Annotated in this window: 22 protein-coding genes and 2 pseudogenes; 10 read left to right on the forward strand and 14 right to left on the reverse strand. The window is 63.9% G+C overall.

Features of this window, described 5'->3' with window-relative positions:
* Positions 1-3: 3 nt before the first annotated feature.
* The gene (locus B4U45_RS01120; RefSeq protein ID WP_075546735.1) at positions 4-387 is read right to left on the reverse strand and encodes a hypothetical protein; all 384 of its coding nucleotides are present in this window, start codon (positions 385-387) and stop codon (positions 4-6) included.
* A gap of 154 nt (positions 388-541) precedes the next feature.
* Here B4U45_RS01120 and B4U45_RS01125 point away from each other — a divergent pair, with 154 nt between their 5' ends.
* Positions 542-2,410 (forward strand): fatty acyl-AMP ligase, encoded by a 1,869-nt coding sequence (locus tag B4U45_RS01125; protein ID WP_083154048.1) that lies wholly within the window; start codon positions 542-544, stop codon positions 2,408-2,410.
* A gap of 295 nt (positions 2,411-2,705) precedes the next feature.
* On the opposite strand, the pseudogene B4U45_RS30205 reads toward B4U45_RS01125, so the two are convergent.
* A pseudogene (locus B4U45_RS30205) lies at positions 2,706-2,861 on the reverse strand (HNH endonuclease signature motif containing protein); the annotation flags it as partial.
* Between the two features lie 145 nt (positions 2,862-3,006).
* Between B4U45_RS30205 and B4U45_RS01130 the strand changes: the two are divergent.
* Both B4U45_RS01130 and B4U45_RS01135 read left to right on the forward strand, forming a co-directional pair.
* Complete coding sequence (locus tag B4U45_RS01130; RefSeq protein WP_075546737.1) at positions 3,007-5,334, forward strand: arylsulfatase; 2,328 nt, start codon at positions 3,007-3,009, stop codon at positions 5,332-5,334.
* Between the two features lie 43 nt (positions 5,335-5,377).
* On the forward strand, positions 5,378-6,055 hold the full coding sequence (locus B4U45_RS01135; RefSeq protein WP_075546775.1) for a GAP family protein: 678 nt from the start codon (positions 5,378-5,380) through the stop codon (positions 6,053-6,055).
* Here the strand turns inward: B4U45_RS01135 and B4U45_RS01140 are convergent.
* From B4U45_RS01140 to B4U45_RS01150, 3 genes are all read right to left on the reverse strand, one after another.
* Positions 6,052-6,903: a bile acid:sodium symporter family protein gene (locus tag B4U45_RS01140; protein WP_241780230.1), complete on the reverse strand. Its 852-nt coding sequence runs from the start codon at positions 6,901-6,903 to the stop codon at positions 6,052-6,054. The genes B4U45_RS01135 and B4U45_RS01140 overlap by 4 nt on opposite strands.
* A 255-nt stretch (positions 6,904-7,158) precedes the next feature.
* Positions 7,159-7,890: a peroxiredoxin gene (locus B4U45_RS01145; protein WP_075546739.1), complete on the reverse strand. Its 732-nt coding sequence runs from the start codon at positions 7,888-7,890 to the stop codon at positions 7,159-7,161.
* A gap of 83 nt (positions 7,891-7,973) precedes the next feature.
* Complete coding sequence (locus B4U45_RS01150; RefSeq protein ID WP_240316410.1) at positions 7,974-8,501, reverse strand: hypothetical protein; 528 nt, start codon at positions 8,499-8,501, stop codon at positions 7,974-7,976.
* Positions 8,502-8,629: 128 nt separating this feature from the next.
* Between B4U45_RS01150 and B4U45_RS01155 the strand changes: the two genes are divergently transcribed.
* Both B4U45_RS01155 and B4U45_RS01160 read left to right on the forward strand, forming a co-directional pair.
* Positions 8,630-8,998, forward strand: coding sequence for a SpoIIAA family protein (locus tag B4U45_RS01155; protein WP_075546740.1), 369 nt, complete (start codon positions 8,630-8,632; stop codon positions 8,996-8,998).
* Positions 8,999-9,093: 95 nt separating this feature from the next.
* Positions 9,094-9,867, forward strand: coding sequence for a YqjF family protein (locus tag B4U45_RS01160; protein WP_075546741.1), 774 nt, complete (start codon positions 9,094-9,096; stop codon positions 9,865-9,867).
* Between the two features lie 3 nt (positions 9,868-9,870).
* On the opposite strand, the gene B4U45_RS01165 is transcribed toward B4U45_RS01160, so the two are convergent.
* The 5 genes and pseudogenes from B4U45_RS01165 to B4U45_RS01185 form a co-directional block, all read right to left on the reverse strand.
* A complete protein-coding gene (locus B4U45_RS01165; RefSeq protein ID WP_131808282.1) occupies positions 9,871-10,296 on the reverse strand; it encodes a hypothetical protein in 426 nt (141 codons plus the stop codon).
* Positions 10,277-10,417, reverse strand: a pseudogene (locus B4U45_RS01170) (SDR family oxidoreductase); the annotation flags it as partial. The pseudogene B4U45_RS01170 and the gene B4U45_RS01165, both read right to left, overlap by 20 nt.
* A 340-nt stretch (positions 10,418-10,757) precedes the next feature.
* Complete coding sequence (locus tag B4U45_RS01175) at positions 10,758-11,729, reverse strand: hypothetical protein (RefSeq protein WP_131808283.1); 972 nt, start codon at positions 11,727-11,729, stop codon at positions 10,758-10,760.
* 805 nt (positions 11,730-12,534) lie between these two features.
* A complete protein-coding gene (locus B4U45_RS01180; RefSeq protein ID WP_075546744.1) occupies positions 12,535-13,278 on the reverse strand; it encodes a DJ-1/PfpI family protein in 744 nt (247 codons plus the stop codon).
* Positions 13,279-13,297: 19 nt separating this feature from the next.
* The gene (locus B4U45_RS01185) at positions 13,298-14,248 is read right to left on the reverse strand and encodes a GlxA family transcriptional regulator (RefSeq protein ID WP_075546745.1); all 951 of its coding nucleotides are present in this window, start codon (positions 14,246-14,248) and stop codon (positions 13,298-13,300) included.
* A 119-nt stretch (positions 14,249-14,367) separates the two neighbouring features.
* Here B4U45_RS01185 and tpx point away from each other — a divergent pair, with 119 nt between their 5' ends.
* Positions 14,368-14,865, forward strand: a complete 498-nt coding sequence (tpx, locus tag B4U45_RS01190) for a thiol peroxidase (protein WP_075546746.1) — start codon at positions 14,368-14,370, stop codon at positions 14,863-14,865.
* A gap of 139 nt (positions 14,866-15,004) precedes the next feature.
* On the opposite strand, the gene B4U45_RS01195 is transcribed toward tpx, so the two are convergent.
* Complete coding sequence (locus tag B4U45_RS01195) at positions 15,005-15,913, reverse strand: DMT family transporter (RefSeq protein ID WP_158006332.1); 909 nt, start codon at positions 15,911-15,913, stop codon at positions 15,005-15,007.
* A 122-nt stretch (positions 15,914-16,035) separates the two neighbouring features.
* Here B4U45_RS01195 and pcaDC point away from each other — a divergent pair, with 122 nt between their 5' ends.
* From pcaDC to B4U45_RS01210, 3 genes are all read left to right on the forward strand, one after another.
* Complete coding sequence (gene pcaDC / locus B4U45_RS01200) at positions 16,036-17,199, forward strand: bifunctional 3-oxoadipate enol-lactonase/4-carboxymuconolactone decarboxylase PcaDC (protein ID WP_075546748.1); 1,164 nt, start codon at positions 16,036-16,038, stop codon at positions 17,197-17,199.
* A 337-nt stretch (positions 17,200-17,536) separates the two neighbouring features.
* Positions 17,537-18,094 (forward strand): chorismate--pyruvate lyase family protein, encoded by a 558-nt coding sequence (locus B4U45_RS01205; protein WP_075546749.1) that lies wholly within the window; start codon positions 17,537-17,539, stop codon positions 18,092-18,094.
* A 306-nt stretch (positions 18,095-18,400) separates the two neighbouring features.
* Positions 18,401-19,591, forward strand: coding sequence for a 4-hydroxybenzoate 3-monooxygenase (locus B4U45_RS01210; RefSeq protein ID WP_075546750.1), 1,191 nt, complete (start codon positions 18,401-18,403; stop codon positions 19,589-19,591).
* Between the two features lie 136 nt (positions 19,592-19,727).
* Here B4U45_RS01210 and B4U45_RS01215 read toward each other — a convergent pair whose 3' ends face one another.
* From B4U45_RS01215 to B4U45_RS30210, 3 genes are all read right to left on the reverse strand, one after another.
* Positions 19,728-20,147 (reverse strand): NYN domain-containing protein, encoded by a 420-nt coding sequence (locus B4U45_RS01215; RefSeq protein WP_075546751.1) that lies wholly within the window; start codon positions 20,145-20,147, stop codon positions 19,728-19,730.
* Between the two features lie 27 nt (positions 20,148-20,174).
* A complete protein-coding gene (locus B4U45_RS01220) occupies positions 20,175-20,456 on the reverse strand; it encodes a hypothetical protein (protein ID WP_075546752.1) in 282 nt (93 codons plus the stop codon).
* A gap of 170 nt (positions 20,457-20,626) precedes the next feature.
* A complete protein-coding gene (locus B4U45_RS30210) occupies positions 20,627-21,271 on the reverse strand; it encodes a PE family protein (RefSeq protein ID WP_075546753.1) in 645 nt (214 codons plus the stop codon).
* 557 nt (positions 21,272-21,828) lie between these two features.
* On the opposite strand from B4U45_RS30210, the gene B4U45_RS01230 reads away from it, so the two are divergent.
* Positions 21,829-22,140, forward strand: coding sequence for a PE family protein (locus tag B4U45_RS01230; RefSeq protein ID WP_241780228.1), 312 nt, complete (start codon positions 21,829-21,831; stop codon positions 22,138-22,140).
* The last annotated feature ends 6 nt before the right edge of the window (positions 22,141-22,146 follow it).

Consider the following 22,146-nt stretch of genomic DNA (forward strand, 5'->3'; position numbering starts at 1 on the left):
CGCCTAGACCAACTCGTCGACCACCAGCCACACCAAAGCGACGGCCACCAGCAGCAATGCGCCGATGACGGCTGCCTGCACAAATCCGGACTGACGGTGCAGCCACGCACGCGCCTGCGTGAAGCGCCAGTCGGTCCACGCATAGGCGCGCGCGGCCCAATCGGCTTCGACCGCGAGCAGCCGAAATGCGACCAGCAGGGCCGGGATACCCAGCTCGGGAAGCAGCACGATCAGCGGGATGGATGCGATGAGCAACGCGCCGGCGAGCACGGCCAGGGATGCGCGCACCACCGTCGGCCGGGACCGGCCACGTTCGCGATATGCCAGCACACGGCTCAGCGCCTCGTCGCGGGTGACGGCCCGGGCGCGCTGGTCGACGGGGTCCATGGCTACTCCTGGCGTATGCGATCGGCGGGCGGGTTCCGCACGGACTCTAGTTGACCGGTTGCCGCCGGCGAGTTCCATCGAGCCACCCGGTCGGTGGCCGAGGCCACACGCTGCCTGCCGTGTCGGCCGTGCGCCGGTGCATAGACTGCCGCGTATGAACGACGGTTCCCCGCAGGGCTCCCGGGCACCAGAAGGCCTGCTGGAGATCGGCGACTGCCTGGCAGCCGACGGCAGTATCGCCTTGCCGCCCGGCACCACTCTGATCTCGCTCATCCAACGCAATATCACCAATGTCGGTGACTCCATCGCGTATCGCTATCTGGACTACACCCGCTCCGCTGAGGGGCAGGCCCTGGAGGTGACCTGGGCGCAGTTGGGGGTGCGACTGGCGGCCATCGGTGCCCAGATCCAACAGTTCGCCGGCAACGACGACCGGGTCGCTGTGCTGGCGCCGCAGGGCATCGATTATGTTGCCGGTTTCTACGCGGCGATCAAGGCCGGAAGTATCGCGGTGCCGCTGTTTGCCCCGGAATTGCCCGGCCACGCCGAACGTCTCGACACCGCACTTCGCGACTCGGAGCCCACGGTCGTCCTGACGACGGCGGCAGCGAAAGCCGCCGTGGAGAGCTTTCTGGCCAGCCGTCCGCATTTGCGAAAGCCGGACGTCATCGTCATCGATCAGATACCGGATTCGGCAGGGGAGCAGTTCAGTCCGGTCGAGCTGGACATGAACGCCGTGTCCCACCTGCAGTACACCTCGGGCTCGACCCGCCCGCCGGTCGGCATCGAGATCACTCACCGAGCCGTCGGCACCAACCTGGTGCAGATGATCCTGTCGATCGACCTGCTCAACCGCAACACTCACGGCGTCAGCTGGTTGCCGCTCTACCACGACATGGGCCTGTCCATGATCGGCTTCCCGGCGGTATACGGCGGGCACTCCACCCTGATGTCGCCGACCGCGTTCGTCCGTCGACCGCAGCGGTGGATCCATGCGCTGGCAGCGGGGTCGCGGACCGGGCGCGTCGTCACCGCGGCGCCGAACTTCGCTTACGAGTGGACCGCCCAGCGCGGCCTGCCCGCGGCGGGCGAGGATATCGACCTGCGCAACGTCGTGCTGATCATCGGATCCGAACCGGTCAGCATCGAGGCGATTACGACATTCAACAAAGCGTTCGCGCCCTACGGACTTCCGCGGACGGCGTTCAAACCCTCCTACGGCATCGCCGAGGCGACGCTGCTCGTCGCGACCATCGACCACACCGCCGAAACGACGGTGGTCTACCTCGACCGGGAGCAACTGGGTTGCGGGCGTGCGGTCCCGGTCGCGGCGGATCACCCCAACGCCGTCGTGCAGGTGTCGTGCGGTCATGTCGCTCGCAGCCTGTGGGCCGTGATCGTCAACCCCGACACCGGTGCCGAACTGCCGGATGGCGAAGTCGGCGAAATCTGGCTGCAGGGAGACAACATCGGCCGCGGCTACTGGGGGCGCCCGGACGAAACGCGCCACACCTTCGGCGCCAGGCTGCGATCGGCGCTGCACGAGCACAGCCGCGCCAACGGCGCTGCGCTCGAAGGGAATTGGCTGCGGACTTCAGACCTGGGCGTCTACCTCGACGGCGAACTGTACGTCACGGGGCGGATCGCCGATCTCATCACCATCGACGGCCACAGCCATTATCCGCAGGACATCGAGGCGACCGTCGCGGCGGCATCGCCCATCGTCCGGCGCGGATATGTCACGGCTTTCGCAGCCCCCGCCAACGAGCTGCCGGATGCTGACGATCCAGACGACACCCGTCCCCGGCTGGTGATCATTGCCGAACGTGCCGCGGGCACCAGCCACGCCGATCCGCAACCGGCGATCGCGGCGATCCGGGCCGCGGTTGACGAACGCCATGGGCTCTCGGCTGCCGACGTGCGTTTCCTCCCCGCCGGGGCCATTCCGCGCACGACCAGCGGCAAGCTGGCTCGCCGGGCCTGTCGTGCCCAATACCTCAGCGGCGTATTGGGAGCGCACTAGTTTCCCTCTAGCGTCGGACCTGGCGCCTCGGCTCACGAAATTATTTGTTGCGCAACACTTCTAAGCCATGAGGTTCGACCAGGCCGTGCGATACCCGCCGTTGTCGCTGGTGCATGCCAAAGCAGGCGGCGACTACGCTGCGGACCTGCACGTCGTGTGCACGCGACTAGGGCGACGACGTCACATACTCACGAGGAGCCGCTAGTTGCCTCGCGCTGTGGGCTGAGCACACGTATGACGTTGCAGTGCAACATCATCCACCGGCGAACAGCGTATGTGTGGGATGTGGTGTCGGCTATGGGGATTCGGCGACTTCGTCGTCGTCGCCGTCGCGGAGGAGCTTTTCGGGGTGGGGCATGGTGTTGGTGCGGGGTTGGCCGCGATCTTGATGGGTTGGAGGGAGCCATGCGGTGTCGCCGTGGGTATTTTTGCGGGTGGCCCAGCCGTTGTCGGCTCCCACGAATTCGAACGTGAACCCTTAGAGCCGCAAAGCCTCCAGCCACTACGGTGTAGTGGCCCGGTGAACGATGTGAATCCGAACCCACCGGACGGCTCGGCTATAAGAAGAGCTCCACCCGACGACCAACGGAGGCATAGTGGTTGATCTACCACGCGGCACTGAGCAGTTCAGCGGAGTCATCAACCCGTCGGCCGCCGAATCCACACCCGTCAAGCCGACGATCACCTATCCACCCGCCGGCGCTCCGAATGTCGTGGTCGTGCTGCTCGACGACGTCGGGTTTGGCGCCGCATCCACGTTCGGCGGCCCGGTCCCGACGCCCACGCTCGAACGTATTGCACGAACCGGCTTGCGTTACAACCAGTTCCACACCACCGCGCTGTGCTCCCCGACCCGCGCCGCGCTGCTGACCGGACGCAACCACCACAGCGCCCACATGGGCACCATCTGCGAGATCGCTTACGGATTCCCCGGTTACGACAGCGTGCTGCCGCAGAGCACCGCGACCGTCGCACAGGTCCTGCAAATGAACGGCTACAGCACCGCGCTTTTCGGCAAGGCGCACTTCACCCCCACCTGGGAGACCGGCCCCGCCGGCCCGTTCGATCGCTGGCCCACCGGCCTCGGTTTCGAGCGCTTCTACGGTTTCCTGGGCGGCGACACGTCGCAGTACGAGCCGGCGCTTTACGACCAGACCACACCCGTCGAGCCGTATCTGGGGCGCGACGACTATCACCTCACCGAGGACCTTGCCGACAAGACGATTGAATGGATCCGCACACAACAGACATCGGCGCCCGACAAGCCGTTTTTCGTGTACTTGGCGCCCGGGGCGACACACAGTCCGCACCAGGTGTGGCCGGAGTGGTCGGACCGGTTCGCCGGCCAATTCGACGGCGGCTGGGATGCGTTGCGGGAGCAGACGTTCGCCCGCCAGATCGAGATGGGTATCATCCCGCCCGGCACGCAGTTGACCCCTCGGCCCGAGCAGATCCCCGCCTGGGCGGACTACGACGATCGATACAAGCCGGTGGCCCGGCGCCTGATGGAGGTCTACGCCGGTTTCCTGGCCCACACCGACGCCCAGATCGGACGGGTCGTCGACGCCATCGACGAGTTGGGCCAATGGGACGACACACTGTTCATCTATGTGTGCGGCGACAACGGCGCCTCGGCGGAAGGGACCCTGCACGGTGCCTGGAGCTCGCCGGCGTTTCAAAACGGGCTACCCGAAGACCCCGAATGGCTGCTTGAGCACCTGGCCGATTTCGGCACGGCACGCTGCGAGAACCACTACAACGTCGGCTGGGCCTGGGCACTCGACGCGCCGTTCCAGTGGATGAAGCAGGTGGCATCCCATTTCGGCGGCACCCGCAACGGGCTCGCTGTCTCCTGGCCATGCGGCATTCGGGCAACGGGGGAGCAGCGCAGCCAGTTTCACCACGTCATCGACATCGTCCCGACCATCCTGGAGGTCACCGGCATCGAGATGCCGGAGCGCGTCAACGGCATCGAGCAGAAGCCGATCGAAGGCGTCAGCATGCGGTACTCGTTCGACGACGCCGACGCCGAAAGCCGCCGAACTACACAGTATTTCGAGATCTTCGGCAATCGCGCCGTCTACCACGAAGGTTGGATAGCGTCCTGCTTCCATGGGCGACTGCCCTGGATCCGCGCCCAACGCAACATTCCGTTCGGCGAGGCCGAGCGCTGGGAGCTCTACCATCTGGCCGACGACTTCAGCCAAGGCGTCGACCTGGCCGAGCAGTACCCGGACAAGCTCGCCGAGCTGCAGGCCGTTTTCGACGCCGAAGCACGCAAGTACGATGTCTACCCGCTCAGCGATGCCACGCTGGCGCGGGCGCTGCCCGTCAACCGGCCGAGCCTGCTCGGTGATCGCACCTCGGTCACCTATTACCCGGGCCAGGTACGCATTCCCGAACCGGTGACGCTGAGCTACACCAGCACATCCTTCACGCTGCGGGCACAGTTGCACATCCCTCCCGGGGGTGCTCAGGGGGTGATCATTTCTGTCGGCGGGGCGATGGCCGGCTGGAGCCTTTATCTGCATGACGGCGTTCCCAGCTTTGCCTACAACTATCTGGGTCACGAACTCACCACAGTCACCGCACCCGGGCCACTGTCCGAAGGCCCTGTGAATCTTGGGCTTTCGTTCGATTACGACGGCGAGGGACTGGGCAAGGGCGCGTCGGTGACGCTGCTGGTCGACGACGACGCTGTGGTGAACGGCCGGCTGGATCGCACCGTCCCGTTCCGGTTCTCGATGAGCGGCGAAACGCTGGATGTCGGCGTCGATACCGGGTCGCCGGTCGCACCGTACGGGCACGACTTCCGGTTCACCGGCCGGATCGATCGCATCGACGCCACCGTCGACCCGCATCCGGCCGATCTCGCCGCCGCGATCGCCGAAGCCGAGATGCGCGCCGCGCTGGGCTCGCAGTAGCCGGGATGGCGCGACGACTCGCTATCCTCAGCCGGTGACCGCCATGTGGAGCAGCCTCATCCCGCTGATTCTCGGCGGCGTCGTGGAACCGATCGAGATCGCGATCACGATCATGTTGCTGGGCACGCCCTCGCATCTGCGGACGGCCGGCGCCTGGGTCGCCGGGCATATCGGCACCCGCCTTTTGCAGGGCCTCATTTTCGGCACCATCTTGCATTGGGGAGCCCGCGGGCGCAGCGCTGACACGAGTCACCCGCACCACTGGATTGTGTCGACGGTGCTGTTGGTGGTGGCCCTGCTGTTTCTGGTCACCGCCGCGCGCGAGCTGTTGAGCGACGACGATCCCGAGGCGCCGCCACCGAAGTGGATGAGGATGCTCATGTCGGCGACACCGATCAAGGCCTTCTTCATCGGGGCGGGTGTGATCACGGTCTCGGTCAAGGCGTGGGTGTTCACCCTGGCGGCCATCAGCGTGATCGGCGGCGCGGGTTTGCCGCGGACCGCCAATATCGCCTCCTACATCGCATTCGTGCTGCTGGCCATGAGCGCCAATCTGCTGATCATCGCGATGGCTGCGTTATTCCCTGCCCAGTCGCGCACCCTGCTGGACCGGATCCTGCGCTGGCTGCAGGCCAACAACCGGCCCATCATGGTCGTGGTGGGAACGGTTTTCGGACTCTGGTTCGGGTGGAAAGCCTTGCACGGCTTGGGAATTCTCTAACCGGGCGAGGCAGCTTCGTGCCGCCGCACCCAACGGATGTAGAGGATGCCGACGCCGGCGGTGATCAGGCCGTAGAGCGCAACCGCCCCGTGTTCGTCGGTGTCGGGAAAATTCGCCGACGCGATGGTCAGCGCCGTTGCCGGGTGGCGGCAACTGCTCGCGAACGCCACCACCGCCGAAAACTGCCGATCGGGCCCACCGAGCAGATGCCCGACGAGCAACGTGGCCACGACAAACACCGCCATGGCGACCAGGGTGGATCCGCTCAGGAGCTTCCACATCCGCGGCGCCGTGGCAATCAACAGCACGATCATTGCCACCGGCAGCACCCAGCGCTGGGCGCTCTCGATGGGACCCGCGATACGCTTGGCCGCCGCCGGCCAGACCGCCCCGATCGTCATTCCGGCGACGAGCGGCGCCAACACCGACACCAGCATCAGCTTGCCGATCGCCCACGGGCTGACCACGTACTGATGCCCGAATACGTTGCCCAGCAAGGTCGCAGCCACGGCGAGCACCGGAACGGCGAGCACCGCCAGCACGATGACCAGGCCCAGCCCGAACTGGACCTGTCCACCGGCCTTTTCCCCGCGCCGGGGCAACAATGGCGGTAACGGTGAGATCGCCAACGTCACCAGCGCAATGGCAACCTCCGGCCGCAGATCCATCATCTGGACCAGCAGCACCGCCACCCCGGGTGCAACGACGAGAACGGAGAGTAGCGACCGCGCCAGCAGTCCCGGACGTTGCGTCAGGTAACCCACATCGGCGAACTGCGCGGTCAACCCGTAACCCAGGATCACGACGAACAGGCTTATCTGAAAGGCGAGCTTCGCCGCTTCTGCCATTGTCACGACGCACAGCCTGCCATGACCCCCGGTGCCGCCAGCGCCGCAATCCCGAAACCGGTGTCGCAGCGCCGTCAGGCCGCGGCCGGTCCGATACGAAACGTCTTCGGTCCCAGTACATTCGAGGGTGCAGCTGCCGGCTGATCCGGGTCTCGACAGCCCAGGTCGGACGGATCGTCGTCCGGGACTTCCCGGCAAGTCCGCCGCCATGGCCTGGAGGGAACGTGCCGTTCGGACGCGCCGGCACTCGGCGTGTCAGGCACGGCCATCGACTCGAATCGCCGACTCGACGTCGTCGGCGCTGAGTTCCTTGGTGCAGAAGAACCAGTCGTCGCACTCGACGCCCGCGACGTGACCATCCATTCGCTCCTTGGCGGTGCCGCACGAACCCGCTGGTGGCACCATCACCCGGTCGCCGGGGCGCCAATCGGCCGGCGTCGCGACATCGAAGCGATCGGCCGTCTGCAGTGCCTTGACCGCTCGCAACAGCTCGTCGAAGTTGCGTCCGAGGCTCAGCGGGTAATAGATGATCGCGCGGACTATGGCCGTTGGGTCGATGATGAAGACCGCGCGCACCGCCTTCATGGTGTCCTCGCCCGGCATGATCATCCCGTACTTCTGCGCGACCTGCATCGAGACATCCTCGACGAGCGGGAAACCGACTTCCACGTCATGCATACCGCGGAAACTGATCTTGTCCTTGACGGTTCGTAACCAGGCGATGTGGCTGTACAGCGAGTCCACGGACAAGCCGACCAGCTCGGTGTTATAGGCCGCGAACTCCTGCTGCATCGACGCGAACGTCATGAATTCGCTCGTGCACACCGGCGTGAAATCCGCTGGATGGGAGAAGAAGATCACCCACTTGCCGGCATAGTCGGCGGGGAAGTTGATCCGGCCCTGCGTGGTGACGGCGGTAAAAGCCGGCGCCGGTTCCCCGATCCGGGGCAAGGCTGCAGCGGCGGCGGGAGTGTCGGTGACGGTCATCGTGGTCCTTTCGGTGGGTCAAACAGCTCAACAAATACCCATAGGGGTATATTCCGATCGTCCGCCCCTGCCCGCCCGAAGACTCAGGGGCTGGTGCCCTGGTTGACGATGAGCGGCGGTGGCGCTCCTTCATGGGGGTCGGCATGGGTCTTGTAGAACGGCGGCAGCGTGCCCGCGCCCGCCTCGAACGGTGCGAGGTATTCGGCGTCGAATGTCACCCGGTACCACTGGATTCCGAGCGACGCCGAGATGTCCGGGTCGCTGCTCGTGGCGTGGGCGATGTTGGTGACTCGTACGCATTTCACGTGCTCACTCATGATCGACGAGAACGTCGCCAGCCCGGTGCTGTCCCGATCCGGTTCCGTGGCACCGTAATTGGCACGCAGCGGACCGCCGAGGTATCCCCACGCGGTGATGTAGTCGTGGTTGTTGATTGCCGAGAAGTAGTCGGCGATCACCTGCTGACCCTTGCCGGCAGGGACGGCGTCGGGCTGACCGTTGGCGCACCCCGGATCGGTCGTGCCGCGTCCGGCCGGGGCCACCGCGACGCCGATCAACACCGCCACCGCGGCGATTAACGAGCCCGCGCTCCGAAACCGTGAAATAGCCATACCGGCCAACATAAAGGGGACTTTGGCCTCTTATCCACGACTTGCGGCGACGGCGATCATGGACGACGTCGCCAGCACGAACTCGGGACCGTTCAGCTTCGTCACAGAACGTCACCTAGGAGTAGCACATGATCGAATACGACTTGGACACCGACCACTCGATCCTGCTGGTGCGGCCCAAATCCGCGCTCGACAGCGATGACTTCGACCAACTCGCGAAGACGGTTGACCCCCATATCGAGGCGGCGGGCGACCTGGCCGGGCTGATCATCGATGCTCCCGGGTTTCCCGGCTGGGACAGCTTCGGGGCGATGGTTACCCACTTCCGATTCATCCGGGATCACCACAAGCACGTGAAAAAGGTCGCCGTGGTCACCGACTCTCATCTAGGAGATGTCGCCGAGCATCTGACATCACACTTCGTGGCGGCAACGATTCGTCACTTTCCCGCCGCACAGACCGACGAAGCACGAAAATGGATTATCGACGGCTCCTAAACCATCGGCTCCCGATCTGAACTGACGACGCCGGCCCCGCTGATGAGCTTTCGCGAATCCGTCCCACCGTTCGGCCCGCGTGCCACGATGGTCGAATGTCCGCCACACCCGCACCGTCGTCGCAAGCGCCAGATGAGAATTCGGCCCTGGCGGGGTACCCGGTCACCGCCCCGCCGCTGACCGGTCGGGTTACCTTCGACCAGCTCTGGACCGATTTGACGTTCGTCCATTGGCCGGTGTTACCCGACAGTGTCGCGCAGCTGTATCCACCCGGGACCCGACCCGACGTCTTCGCCGATGGGATGACCTACGTGGCGCTGGTCCCTTTTGCCATGACCGGCACCAAGCTCGGCACCGCACTCCCGCTGCCGTATTTCGGCAGCTTTCAGGAGACCAACATCCGGCTCTACTCGATCGATGACGCCGGTCGCCACGGCGTCCTTTTCCGGTCACTGGAAACGGCACGGCTGGCGGTCGTGCCCGTCACCCGGATCGGCCTGGGCGTCCCTTATACCTGGGCCAGGATGCGAATGACACGCTGCGGCAAACGGATTACGTATGACAGTGTGCGCCGTTGGCCGCGGCGCGGGCTGCGCAGCCGGCTCACCATCGAAATTGGCGAGGTGGTCGACCCCACGCCGTTGGAGATCTGGCTGACCGCCCGTTGGGGCGCCCACACTCGCCACGGCGGCCGGACGTGGTGGGTACCGAATGAGCATGAAACGTGGCCATTGCACGCCGCCGAGATCGTCGAACTGGATGACGAACTGCGCGACGCGAGCGGGGTGCGACCCGCCGGCCCGCGGTTGCGCGCCCTGTATTCACCTGATATGCGAACGCGTTTCGGACGTCGCTGCCTCGTCGGGTGAGGTTCAATAGGCCAGCACGTGGAAATGCCCACGGGGACAGTCGCCTTCGATGCCGCTGAACGGGTCGTCGTCGAATTCGCGCCAGTTCCAATGCTCTCCGCAGTAGGACGCCGCGCAGTCCGGGCAATGGAAGGGTGCGTAAGCGTAGCCGACGCGATACAGCGCGGACGCGTTCGCGCCGGCGATCGCTTCGGCCACGGCGTCGGCGCGGTCGGCCGAAAGGGGCTGAGTGGCCACGCCGAAGAAGGTCTGCACCACGACCCGCGCTTGGCCATGCGGGCGAACCAGGGCATCCAGCCCGGCCAACGCCTCGAGGGCCGGCCGGGATTTGTCACCGAGCGGTTCGGCTGGTCCGGCGAGCCGCACTCGTCCCGCAACGTTGCCGCATACCGCGCAACCGAAGCTCGCCTCAGGGGCAGGTATATCCACCGTCGATCACAATATCGGAGCCCGTCATGTAACTCGATGCCTCGCTGGCCAAGTCCAGGTAGAGGCCGGTGAGTTCATCCGTACGGCGCAGGCGGCCGAGCGGTATTTTGGGCTTCCACAAACGCCTTGCGGCAATGGCTACTTGGCGCCGGCCTCGAACGTACGCCAGAGCCACCTTCTTGCCGATGCCGGCGCAGCCCCCGGTGATCAGAGCCCGCTTGCCGGGTAAGTCAATTCGTCATCCCTCCAGCCCTGACCGCCAATCGACGCGGGCTCTAGTGTGTCCGGTAGGGGCGGGCGGCCGGCTTGCCACCGACCACATCCTGGCCCCCGAAACTTCACCGCGGTAACGCTGTTCGAATCGTAGGAGTTATGCCTGCGCGCCTGTATCGACCGGCTGCGCGATCAGGGGCACACCGGGCGTCCCGGAGAAGCAGACCTGAATAGACGGTTGGCCAGCATCAGGGACCCGGCTGAGGGCCTTCGTCTCCGCCCTCAGGCCAATATATGAACTCGTGATTTTCCGGGATTGGCAATGTTTGGTTTGAGAACTGCGTTAACAATTCAATTGGGTCTTCCTGTTGCATGGTGCGCAAATAGTCGGCGAATACCGGATCCACCTTGAAGCCATTTATAATCATGTCGCGATTCAGATCGTCATTATCCGCCGAATGATTAACTATTGCCTCATTCTGAGCATCACGCATAAGCTGAGTGAGGTCTTCTATGTGTACATAACCGGCCCTTTCCGGAATGTAGACATACGAATTCGGGTCCAACGCAAGGTTGTTAAGCGGTCGATAGACCGGCAATTCGTTGAATCGTGCTTCCATGTTTTGCTCGCCGCTATTATGTATCCAATCGCTGTTCTCGGGTCTTTCCGGGTCGGGTAGCGGGTGAAAGTTGTCGGCCGGAACATTCGAGATCTCAGTCGGATTCACTGACCCGCCTTCGTCATCGGACGAATCATCGTAATCGTAGTGGTCCGCCGGGAGATTTATTGTCGGCCGGTATTCGAGCACAGTCGGCAGCTCAGTACCACCATTGCCTATCTGAGCGGTTGCGGCGGGCGTATCGGCAACATCGACGTCCTGGGTGTTCGTGGCGGTGGCGTCACTCTGCGTCGAATTAGTCGTGGAGCTATCAGTCAGATCGCTGGTGGCGCTTGTGCAGCTATCAAGTTTGAAGCCATCACGGGCGGCCAAAGTGATGGCGAGCCGGCCCACGCCGATATGAGAACTGCCGCTGTCCGCGGCGATGATCGCATCCAGGGCGGCGGTGACCCCGCTGGCCAGGGCCAGAGCTCCAAGTGCGGCAGTGGCGGCCTGCGTGCGCCGCTGCAGCTTGCTCCGCCTGGCCTTCATGCGCCCCGCGGCGGCGTCCGCGTAAGAGACGTCGCCTTTCGGCATCGATTTATGGGGTTGTTCAATCATTTTCAATGACCTCTTCCAGAAGTCTGATCGTGCAGGTTTTGCATTCTGATCGCAAAGTTGAGCGCTCCAACATGGGCGGCCAGCGCGAATCGAACCAACAATACTAGTCATTTCCGCCCCGGCGTCAGCGGTTAATTATCTCCGCTACGAGATCTTGCGCGCGAGCTGTAAATTTGCTCCGCACAGCCGCTAAACATTAGCACGAATCGTCTTCGCGCCGGCGTCTAACGTCAGCAATACTATGTTCATTCCGGCCCAGTTTAAATGCAAGGATGATAACACGAGTATTGAAATCGGAACGCTGATAACTCGGCTCCAGACGTGCAATCGCTGCCGTCATCGCGGCTGGCGTCGGGCGGCCCCATCCAGGCATTACTCGCATCGAATCCTTTGCATTGTCGATACTATTCGGTGCCAGCCCGGCGCCACCATATACCAAAGGCTGACCGTCCGCACGAACAAGATCTCATCAATAAAAATCTAGACGAGCATAAACAGGTCAGCGCGGAGCAACTATCCGCCGACATACCGAACCGCTGTCCCCCGATCGGGGGACACGACGCTTCCCCCAAACCGACGTCTGGCTGTATCCACCAGGTGTGCATTAGCCAAAGATTCGCAAGCAGCCAAGCTTGGCAACCCAGCAAAGGGTCAACCCATGCAAGAACGGCGACATTGGGCATCCCGCTGGGCTGTGAGTGTGCAGGATCTTCAGGTGGCGTTCAAGCAAACCAACATCAAACTACCTGGCGCCGACGTCATCTCTCGATGATCACGTCGCCATGGCGATCCCGGAGGCACACGACTATCCCGATACAACCGCCGGCTGCCGCTTGCGTCGGCGCGACCGGACCGCCGCCAGCGCCTGCCGCCAGGCGAGCATCGTCGCGGCCGTCAAGTTGGCCGGTGTGGCGCTGTCTTTGGACAGCAGAGCCGTCGCCGCGGCCTTGGTGGTGGCCGACGCCTTCGACATGTGGCCGGAGTCGAACGGCGGCTGTGGGTCGTACTCGATCGCCAACTGGATCGCCTTGGCGCGACCTTCGCCGCCGATTTCCCCGGCCAGCCAGAGCGCCAGGTCGAGTCCCGCGGACACACCCGCGCTGGTAATGACGTTGTCCTGACGCACGATCCGCTCGTCGGCGACGGGGATGGCGCCGAATGCCTTCAGCGCGGGAATGGTCAGCCAGTGCGACGTCGCGCGTCGATCCTTGAGCAGCCCGGCGGCTGCCAGGATCACCGAGCCGGAACACACCGACGTGGTCCAGCCGGCAGTCCGGTGAGCCCGGCGCAACCAGTCCAACAGCTTCTCGTCGCGCGCATGCACCGGCGTCGACGGCCCGCCCGGCACCAGAATGACGTCGGGCGTGGGTGTTTCGGCCAACGTGTGGGTGGCCCCGAGCACCAGCACTCCGGAGTCCGCGGTGATCGGTCCGGATTCGTGCCAGACGAACCTCACCTCGGTGTGCGGAAGGTTTCGCAGCACCTCGTAGGGGCCCACCATGTCCAGCGCCGTGAATCCCGGATAGGTGACGATCGCGATCTGGGTCATCGGTGTTCTCCTTGATGTGTCAGGCGAAGGTTTTGCGGTACTGGTCCGGCGAGATGCCGACCCGGCGAATGAAGTTGCGCCGCAAAGTCTCTGCGGTGCCGAACCCGCAGCGGGCGGCGATGGCCACCACGGTGTCGTCGGTCTCTTCCAGCTGCCGGCGCGCGGCTTCGGTGCGGACGCGTTCGACGTATTGGCCCGGCGCTTCACCGACCTCATCGGTGAACACCCGGGTGAAATGGCGTGGGCTCATCGCCGCGCGGCGCGCCAGGTCGTCGACGCGGTGGGCGCCACCCGGTTCTGCTTCGACGGCCTCCTGCACCTGCCGGATCGAGGACCGTTTGGCCCGCGGCAGCCAGACCGGAGCCGCGAACTGCGTCTGGCCGCCAGGGCGGCGCAGATACAGCACTAGCCAGCGGGCGACGGTCTGCGCGATCTCGGTGCCGTGATCATCCTCCACCAGCGACAGCGCGAGGTCGATCCCCGCCGTCACCCCCGCGGCGGTCCATACTGTCTCGGAGCTGCGGATGAAGATCGGGTCGCGATCCACCTCGACGGCGGGGAACTCGCGGGCCAACCGGTCGGCGAAGGCCCAGTGCGTGGTGGCCCGTCGACCGTCGAGTAATCCCGCCTGCGCCGCCAAGAACGCGCCCGTGCAGACGGTGACGAGACGGTCGGCAGTTCGCGCAACCGCCGCGATCCACTCCACCAACTCGAGGTTGCCGCGTGCGGCATCAACCCCCGCACCGCCGGGCAGCACCACAGTGTGCACGGGTGCGCTCGGATCCGGCAGCGGCTCGGTCATCAGAGCAAGGCCGGTTGCGGTGGTCACCGGCTGCCCGCCGGGGGAGACCGGCGTGACGTCGTAGCCGCCGTGGGTCAGCAGCGATGCGCCAGCGAAGACCTCGAACGGTCCCACCACGTCGAGCGCCTGAACCCCGGAGTAGCCGACGATCAGCACTTTGCGGGCCATGGACTCAGTGTTGGCCAGACAACGGCATGGCGTCTACGCCCTACACCCCACAAATTAGGACATGGGTCCGCGGCAGACCTGGTCACAGGCCGCGATCCCGATCTTGGCAGACTGTGCTCATGGCACAGATAACCCTGCACGGAAATGCGATCAACACTGTCGGCGAACTGCCCGCTGTCGGAACTTCGGCCCCCGCGTTCACGTTGACCGGCGCCGACCTCGGCGCCGTGGGCAGCGACCAGTTCCGCGGCAAGGCCGTCGTGCTGAATATCTTTCCGTCGATCGATACGCCGGTGTGTGCGGCCAGCGTGCGGACCTTCAACGAGCGGGTCGCCGCAACCGGCTCGACGGTGGTGTGCGTGTCGAAAGACCTGCCATTCGCGCTGAAGCGATTCTGCGGTGCCGAGGGGATCGAGAACGTCACCACGGCCTCGGCGTTTCGGGACCGCTTCGGCGAGGACTACGGCGTCACCATCGCCGACGGCCCCATGGCCGGCCTCTTTGCCCGAGCCATCGTGGTGATCGGTGGCGACGGCAAGGTGGCCTACACCCAGCTGGTGCCGGAAATCGGGCAGGAGCCCGATTACGACGCCGCGCTCGCGGCAGTCAGCGGCTGACCGCCCGACGCCCTAGCCGCTGACCACCCGGCTGGCCGGATCGGTTGCGGCGAGTATGTCGATCCTCTGCATTTGTCGGCGGCTGTCAACGAAAATCGTCGGCTGCGCGAGCGCCCAGCCGTGAACGTCTGGCGCTCGATCAGCCGGTTGGCCGACGACGCTGCGTCAGCGCCGCACCAAGTAGTACCAGCGCCGCACCCCCGAGCAGGCTCCATCCAATAGGCTCGTGCAGAAATATGGCGCCAACGGTAACGGCGACTACGGGGATCAGATACGTCACGGTGGAAGCGGCAGTGGCTCCGGCATCACGAATAATGCTGTGCTGCAAGACATATGCAAGCCCCGTGCCGAGAACGCCAAGCGCCAGAACGGCACCGAGGGTGGTGGTTCTCATTGTCGGAATCCGTGGCGCCGTCGCGAGGCAAATCAGTATCAATTGCGCACTGGCAAGGCTGAGCTGACAAGCGGTGAGCACCAGCGGCGAATAGCCGGTGTGACGGAGGAAATGGCGTACATAAACCCACCCGAAGCCCTGACAGGCCGCTGCGGCGACTGCCACCAACACACCGCCAGTGTCGGCATGGACACCGTCCCACACCCGCAGGACCACCGCCACACCGGTCAGGCCAATGAGGATCCCCAATACGGTGTGTGCCGTTGCGCGCTCGTCATGCAGCACGGTAAACGCAAACAGCACGGTGAATAGCGCTGACGTGCCGTTTGCCACTCCAGCCACTGCTGACGACACGTGCCGCTCGGCGTACCCGTACAGCGAGAACGGCGCGGTATTGAGGAAAAGCGCGGCGACGAAAAGGTGCATCCACAATCGCTGAGTGTGTGGTAGCGCCAGACGCATCACCACGACACCAGGAGCGACCGCAAGAGCCCCCAGCAGGCAGCGAGCGAGCGTGATCTCGGCCGGCGACAAATCCGCCAAGGCAACTTTGATGAACAAGAAACTGCAACCCCAGATGATGGCCAACAAACCAAGGTTGAGCTGCCAGACAAACAATCTGCCACCACGTCGAGCAAGCAAACCCCGCGTCACACGCCTAGCATCCCTGCGCGGATACCTCAAAAACAAGCGAATCAATGCCTGACGCCATAACTTTTGGGAAAATCGACTCGGTCGACAGCGAGTTTCGACGGTTGAACGCTCAAGGAGGCGACGTGCCGGTCCCACGCCTGATCGCAACAGATTTCGGCGGTCCCCACGACGCAGGCGTGCTACTGCTCGGACCATCCCTCGGCACGTCGGCGAACACCCTATGGGCGGCCGCGGCCCAACGGCTCGCTGACTACGTGCGCGTGGTGGGTTGGGACCTGCCCGGCCACGGAAACAGCCCCGCAGCCACATCACCGTTCACCATCGCCGAGCTGGCGAACGGGGTATTGACGTTGGCCGACGAGATCGCCGATGCGGGTACTTTTCACTACGCGGGGGTTTCCATCGGCGGGGCGGTCGGACTTCAATTACTCCTCGATGCGGCTCACCGGTTGACTTCCGCGACATTGCTTTGCACCGGCGCGACGATCGGCACCCCCGAAGATTGGAAAACCCGCGCGGCGCGGGTTCGGGAAGAAGGTATCAGCGCGCTCTCAGAGTGCGCACCTAAGCGCTGGTGCTCCGCCAGGTTCGTCGAGCGTCGGCCGGCGGTTGTCGCAAGGCTGCTCGACGTGCTCGGCGTGACCGACGCCGAATCTTATGCTCTGGCATGCGAGGCGCTGGCAGACTTCGATGTCACCGGCCGGCTATCGCACATCAGCACACCTGTCCTGGCGGTCGCGGGTGGCGAGGACTGTGTAACGCCACCGGAATGCTTGCGCCCGCTAGTGTCCGGGGTCAACGACGGCCGGGTGGTGGTCCTCGATGAAGTTGGTCACCTGGCCCCCGTCGAAGCACCTGAGCAAGTCGCTGACCTCATACTCAGCCGTATCGATACCCGGGACAACGCCTATCAGGCAGGCATTGCCGTGCGGCGCGAGGTCCTCGGCAACGCACATGTTGACCGCATCATGGCCGAGAAGACAGCCTTCACCGCCGACTTCGAGGACATGATCACCCGCTATGCGTGGGGCAGCGTTTGGACCCGTCCCGGGCTGGATAGGCGCAGCCGATCGATGATCACGTTGAGCGCGTTGGTCGCCTGCGGACACCCTGACTATTTGCCCATGCATCTTCGGGCCGCACGACGGAATGGCCTCACCAACGACGAGATCAAGGAGCTGTTGCTACATCTGGCGATCTATGTCGGTGTACCGGAGGTGAATTACGCTTTTCGCATCGCCAATGAGGTGCTCGCCGACTACGACGCAGCTGAAGCCACGCGATGACACACCGCAATTTCCGATGCGGTCGCCGATCGGCAGGTCTTCGTGATCAAAGGCCTTTCCCGGTACCCGCCGATGTTGTCGAATGCGCTGCTATCGAGCGCTTGAGTTCAACCTTTATGGGTCCGTTGCTTAGCTTGCGAGTTTGCTCCCGGCGACGTATCATAGCTGCATCAATCCTGTTGACGCTGATTGCCGTTAACCGCACCAGTGATCCGTCGCGAATTGCGAGTGTGACGACGGCAGTTCTAGTTAATTTCCCGGCAAGCCAAGAATGCGCTCAATATATCGAGCCCGCAGGCGGGTTTTATGTATTTGGGCTGGTCGCAGGAGAACAGATATGACGCGAACCATGTTGTCCGACATAGAGATACGAAAGCTCGACCGTGACTTGCAAATCCTTTTAGCGACGAACGGCACTCTGACGAGGATCCTCAAGATCATCACGAATGATGAGATCGTTGTGGATATTATCAGTCAACAGATTCATCCCACCGCGCCTGAAATACCTGACTTAGAGCGACTACCAGATAGCCGAATTCTGCAGCGCCAAACAATACTCAAAGGCCTCCGTTCCGGCGAAGAATTTATAGCCGCCGAAGCCTTGATCGCGATGGATCTCCTACCAACGACGATTCTGACAACACTAACGGAGACGGACCATCCCATTGGCGAGCTGATGGTAGCTAGTTGCCTGGAAATGTTCAAGGAGACGGCTGAAGTGTGGGTGGCGGAGTTGCCCGCATGGCTGGTCTCAACTTCCAAACGAAAACGACATGCACCGGTCATTGCACGGCGGTATCACATGATCGTAGACGGTCAGTCGGTTATCGTTCTTACTGAGTATTTTCTGCCCGGGATCTTTCACGGTCGCCCTATGCAAAATTGGGCGAGTTAGCGCACCATCCAGCGAGATTCCATTCCCGTTGTTTCGGTATGGAAGATCGATCGCCGTCACAGATTGCCGTCGCTCTGAAATCGCTTGCGCCGGTGCACTACTGCCAGGGCGAATAGCATTCCGCGTCTTCCGGCGCCCACGTAAACCACCAAGGTCGTTCAGCGACGCGATATGCGCAAATTCCCGCGTGCCGAAGTGCCGATGGCCAACAGAATGTCCAGCTGTGATGCTGCCCGGCGACGCGTCAAGGCCGAGACCTGCGCTCCCGTTCTTTGTAAGTTGTCCACCCTGTTGTTGACTTGAACCGTGCGCACCCAGGTCGCAATCGTTGGAGCCGGTCCAGCCGGCATGCTGCTGTCACACCTGCTGGCCGCCGAGGGCGTCGACTCCGTGGTTATCGAAACCCGTTCCCGGGACTATGTTTTGGGGCGCATCCGCGCCGGCATCCTGGAGCACGGCTCCGTCCAGCTCCTCCAGTCGGTGGGGCTGGGCCGGCGGCTGACGCAGGAAGGAATCGAGCATGGCGGAATCTATCTGCAGTGCGAAGGCCAACGCCAGCGTTTTGACTTCGTCAACCTGGTGGGGCGCAGCGTGTGGGTTTACGGACAGACCGAACTCCAGCGCGACCTGATTGCCGCCCGCCAGGCCGACGGTCAACACATCTTTTATGAGGTTGCCGACGCCACCTTGTACGACATCGACACCGAACGGCCGTATCTCACATTCATCAACGGCGCCGGGGTGCCGCACCGGCTTGACGCCGATGCGATCGTCGGGTGCGACGGGTCGCTGGGACCCAGCCGCGTGGCCGTACCCGACGGCTCCAAACAGGTTTGGGAGCGCGTCTACCCCTATTCGTGGCTATCGGTCCTGGCCGATGTGGCACCGTCGACCGACGAACTGATTTATGCGTGGCATTCGGAAGGTTTCGCGCTGCACTCGATGCGCTCCAGCACGGTGAGCAGGCTGTATCTGCAAGTACCCAACCACACCAACATCGCTTTGTGGACTGACCAACGCATCTGGGATGCCCTTGCACGCCGACTCGGTGACGGCATCGAGGGCTGGTCGCTACGCCCCGGCCCGATTGCTGAGCGCAGCGTCTTGCCGATGCGAAGCTATGTGCAGGCCCCGATGCGGTACGGCCGGTTGTTCCTGGCGGGTGATGCCGCCCACATCCTGCCGCCCACCGGAGCCAAAGGACTGAACCTGGCCATCGCCGACGTCGCGCTGCTCGCTCCCGCGCTAAGCGCGTTGGTCAGAAGGAACAAGCCCGAACTGGCCGACGCTTACTCCTTGGCCGCGTTACGCAGGGTGTGGCGATATACCCACTTCTCATGGTGGATGACGACCATGCTGCACACCACCGGGGACCCGTTCGACACCCAGTTACAGCAGTCTCAGCTGCAATGGCTGTACTCGAGCGACGCCGCCGCGATAGGGCTGGCGGAGAACTACACCGGCCTGCCGCTAACTGGGCGCGATGTCCTTAGATGAGCGGCATTTAGACCCACCGGCCAGTCGCCCTTCGGGCGGCATGGGTCGAGACGGATCATCGCGAAGGCCAATGGGCCGGGGTCGGCGTGAACGTCACCACCCACCCTGGTTGGACCCCGTGCTGCGGTGCGCGTCGTCATTGAACCCGGCAGTGGCCTTCGGGTCCGGGGGCGGGCGGGTCGATGAGACTTCGAAAACGTTCCGCCCGGTAGACGGTGGCGCCTAACTGCCGGACCCGGTCGGTCAGCGCCTTGTCCGACGTCACGACGGCAATCGCATCCGGTTGAGCGTCGGCTTGCACCAGCCGGACGATCTCGTCGTCAGCCGAATTGGCAGCGGCTTCGGGTGCATATGCCACCTCTACCGCCGAAGAGCGAATAGGCCTGGACGGGGGCCGCTCGAACACCACGGTCACCGCGTGACCGCGCGCGCCGCGCACGTCAGCGGCCCACCGGTCCAGCTTGCCCACCAGCGCGACCATGGCGCCGTGACGGTCTTTCCACCAACCGTCCGGGCGACTGCCGATCACGTTCATACCGTCGACGATCCAGCGCACACCTCACCGTACGATGCATGACCCAGGCTAGAACCACCAGCGTTTCCGGTGTTTTCGGTTGATCTCTTTGCGGAACCTCTCCACGTGCTGCTCAGCGGCGGCCGATTCCAGCGACCCGAGAGCGTTGACCACCTCCAGGTGCGAAAGTATGAGTAGGCCGTTCAACTGCTTGAGTCGTTCCGGGTTGTTCGCCAGCGACTCCTGGTCATCGATGTAGATGAGCAAGAAGTCGCGCAGCGCCTGGCTGCCGGTCAACCGCTCCGGGATTTTCATCTCCCGCAAGATGGTGGCCATGTCCGGGTTGGTCACTACGCCCTCTCTTTCGCTTCCTGCGCTACCACGGGACAGCGCAAGCGTAGGAGATGCGCTGCAAACAGAACCGTGGCGTGCGACTGTTGACTACCGCATGCAGTCGGCCGAGCGCTCGCCACGGATGCGCGGAGTCAGCTAGGGAATTATTGCGGGACCGACGGGGCTTGTCAGGCCAGGCGTTCACCGGATTGCGCGTCGGCCTGCTCGTCGCGTTCGCGTTCGTCCTGATCCGCGGGTCCGGTAGCTGACGTCAGACCTGCTTTGGAGGCGCCGCCGGCCGGTGCGCCGCCGCCCATTCCGCTGCTCAGCGGCGCCGCGCCGCTCATCGCCGACGATCCGGCGTTGGCAACGGTCGACGCCATCGGCGACGATGACGCTTCCACCATCTGCGACATCAGCGGCGCGCGCGCCACCGATTCAGCCGCTGCCTGTACTGCCCCGGGGCCCATGAGTCCCGGGGCAAGCGTTGCCCCGGCGCCACCCGCGCCCGAACGGGATATCGCCGCACCACGGAAGGCCAGGGCGTCGGCGGCGCTGTCGTCGGCGTCGCCGTACATCCGGGCGATGTTGGTCAGCGCCGAACCGGTCCGCATCAGCTCTTCTTGCGCCGCTACGTTGGACGCCAACATCGAGGCGGCCTCCTGCGCAAACGCCATCACCGCCTGCGCCGAGACCTCCTCAGCGCCTGCGGGGATCAGGCCAGTCAGCACCGTCATCGCCGCAGTGCTGCCCGCGCTGATGCCCTGGCTGCCGATGTCGACCAACTGCGAACCAATATCGCCTGCCGACGGGTCGTGTGACATGGTGTCCATTTGCCTGCTGCTCCTATGTATTTGTGCGCGGACATGACCGTGGTCGTGACCGCCTAGCAACTCAACGATCAGCGGGGCCCGTGGCGCGGCTGCTGCCGCAAACTCCGGTACAGCTGCGCTGCACGATTGTTCAATTCTAAGGCCTCGTGGAGCCCTAGCCAGGCACTTTCTTTTCAGGACGGTTTAGTGACGGCGCCGTTGGGCATGTTGCCGGAATCGCTGGGGCCAATTGTGACGCAGCACACCACGCCGGCTGTGCTGTCGCGCGGCGCAATCACCGGGCTCCGGCTACCGGCACCGTGCTTGAGCATAATGCGCACAAGCCGGAAATCGTCACTTATGCCGGGTATCGCCTACAAGCGCGACACCAGCGCAGCGACGTCTTAAATTCGGTCTCACAAGCACCGAAGACATTCGCGATCAGCAGCGCGAAAGGTCAATGGGTGCGGATTGAATATCCATTCTCGAGTTGCCGTTCTGTCACTTTCCCGCCGGGCAGACGAATTCGACACGAGCAGACGAGGAGTACGTTAATGCAGCCCATATCATTTGATCCGGTGGTGGCCGACATCGGTAGCCAAATGGCCGATCTTGGTATCCGCTCCCTGCAGGCCGCCGCCGCAGCGGCGAGTTCGGTGACCGGCCTCGCTCCCGCCGGGGCGGATGAGGTCTCCGCGCAGGCGGTGGCGGGGTTCTGCACCCAAGCAGCTTCGATACTGGCACTGAACCAGGCTGCGCAGGAAGAACTGATGCGAACCGGCGCGGCGTTCAGGCAAGTCGCCCAGTCCTACACCGAGGTCGATGAAGCGGCCGCCGAGAGCGTACTGCTGGCCCTCTTTCCGATGACCAACCCGTGGCTGGCCTGGTGAGCCCGC

The sequence above is a fragment of the Mycobacterium persicum genome (assembly GCF_002086915.1).
Taxonomy (GTDB): domain Bacteria; phylum Actinomycetota; class Actinomycetes; order Mycobacteriales; family Mycobacteriaceae; genus Mycobacterium; species Mycobacterium persicum.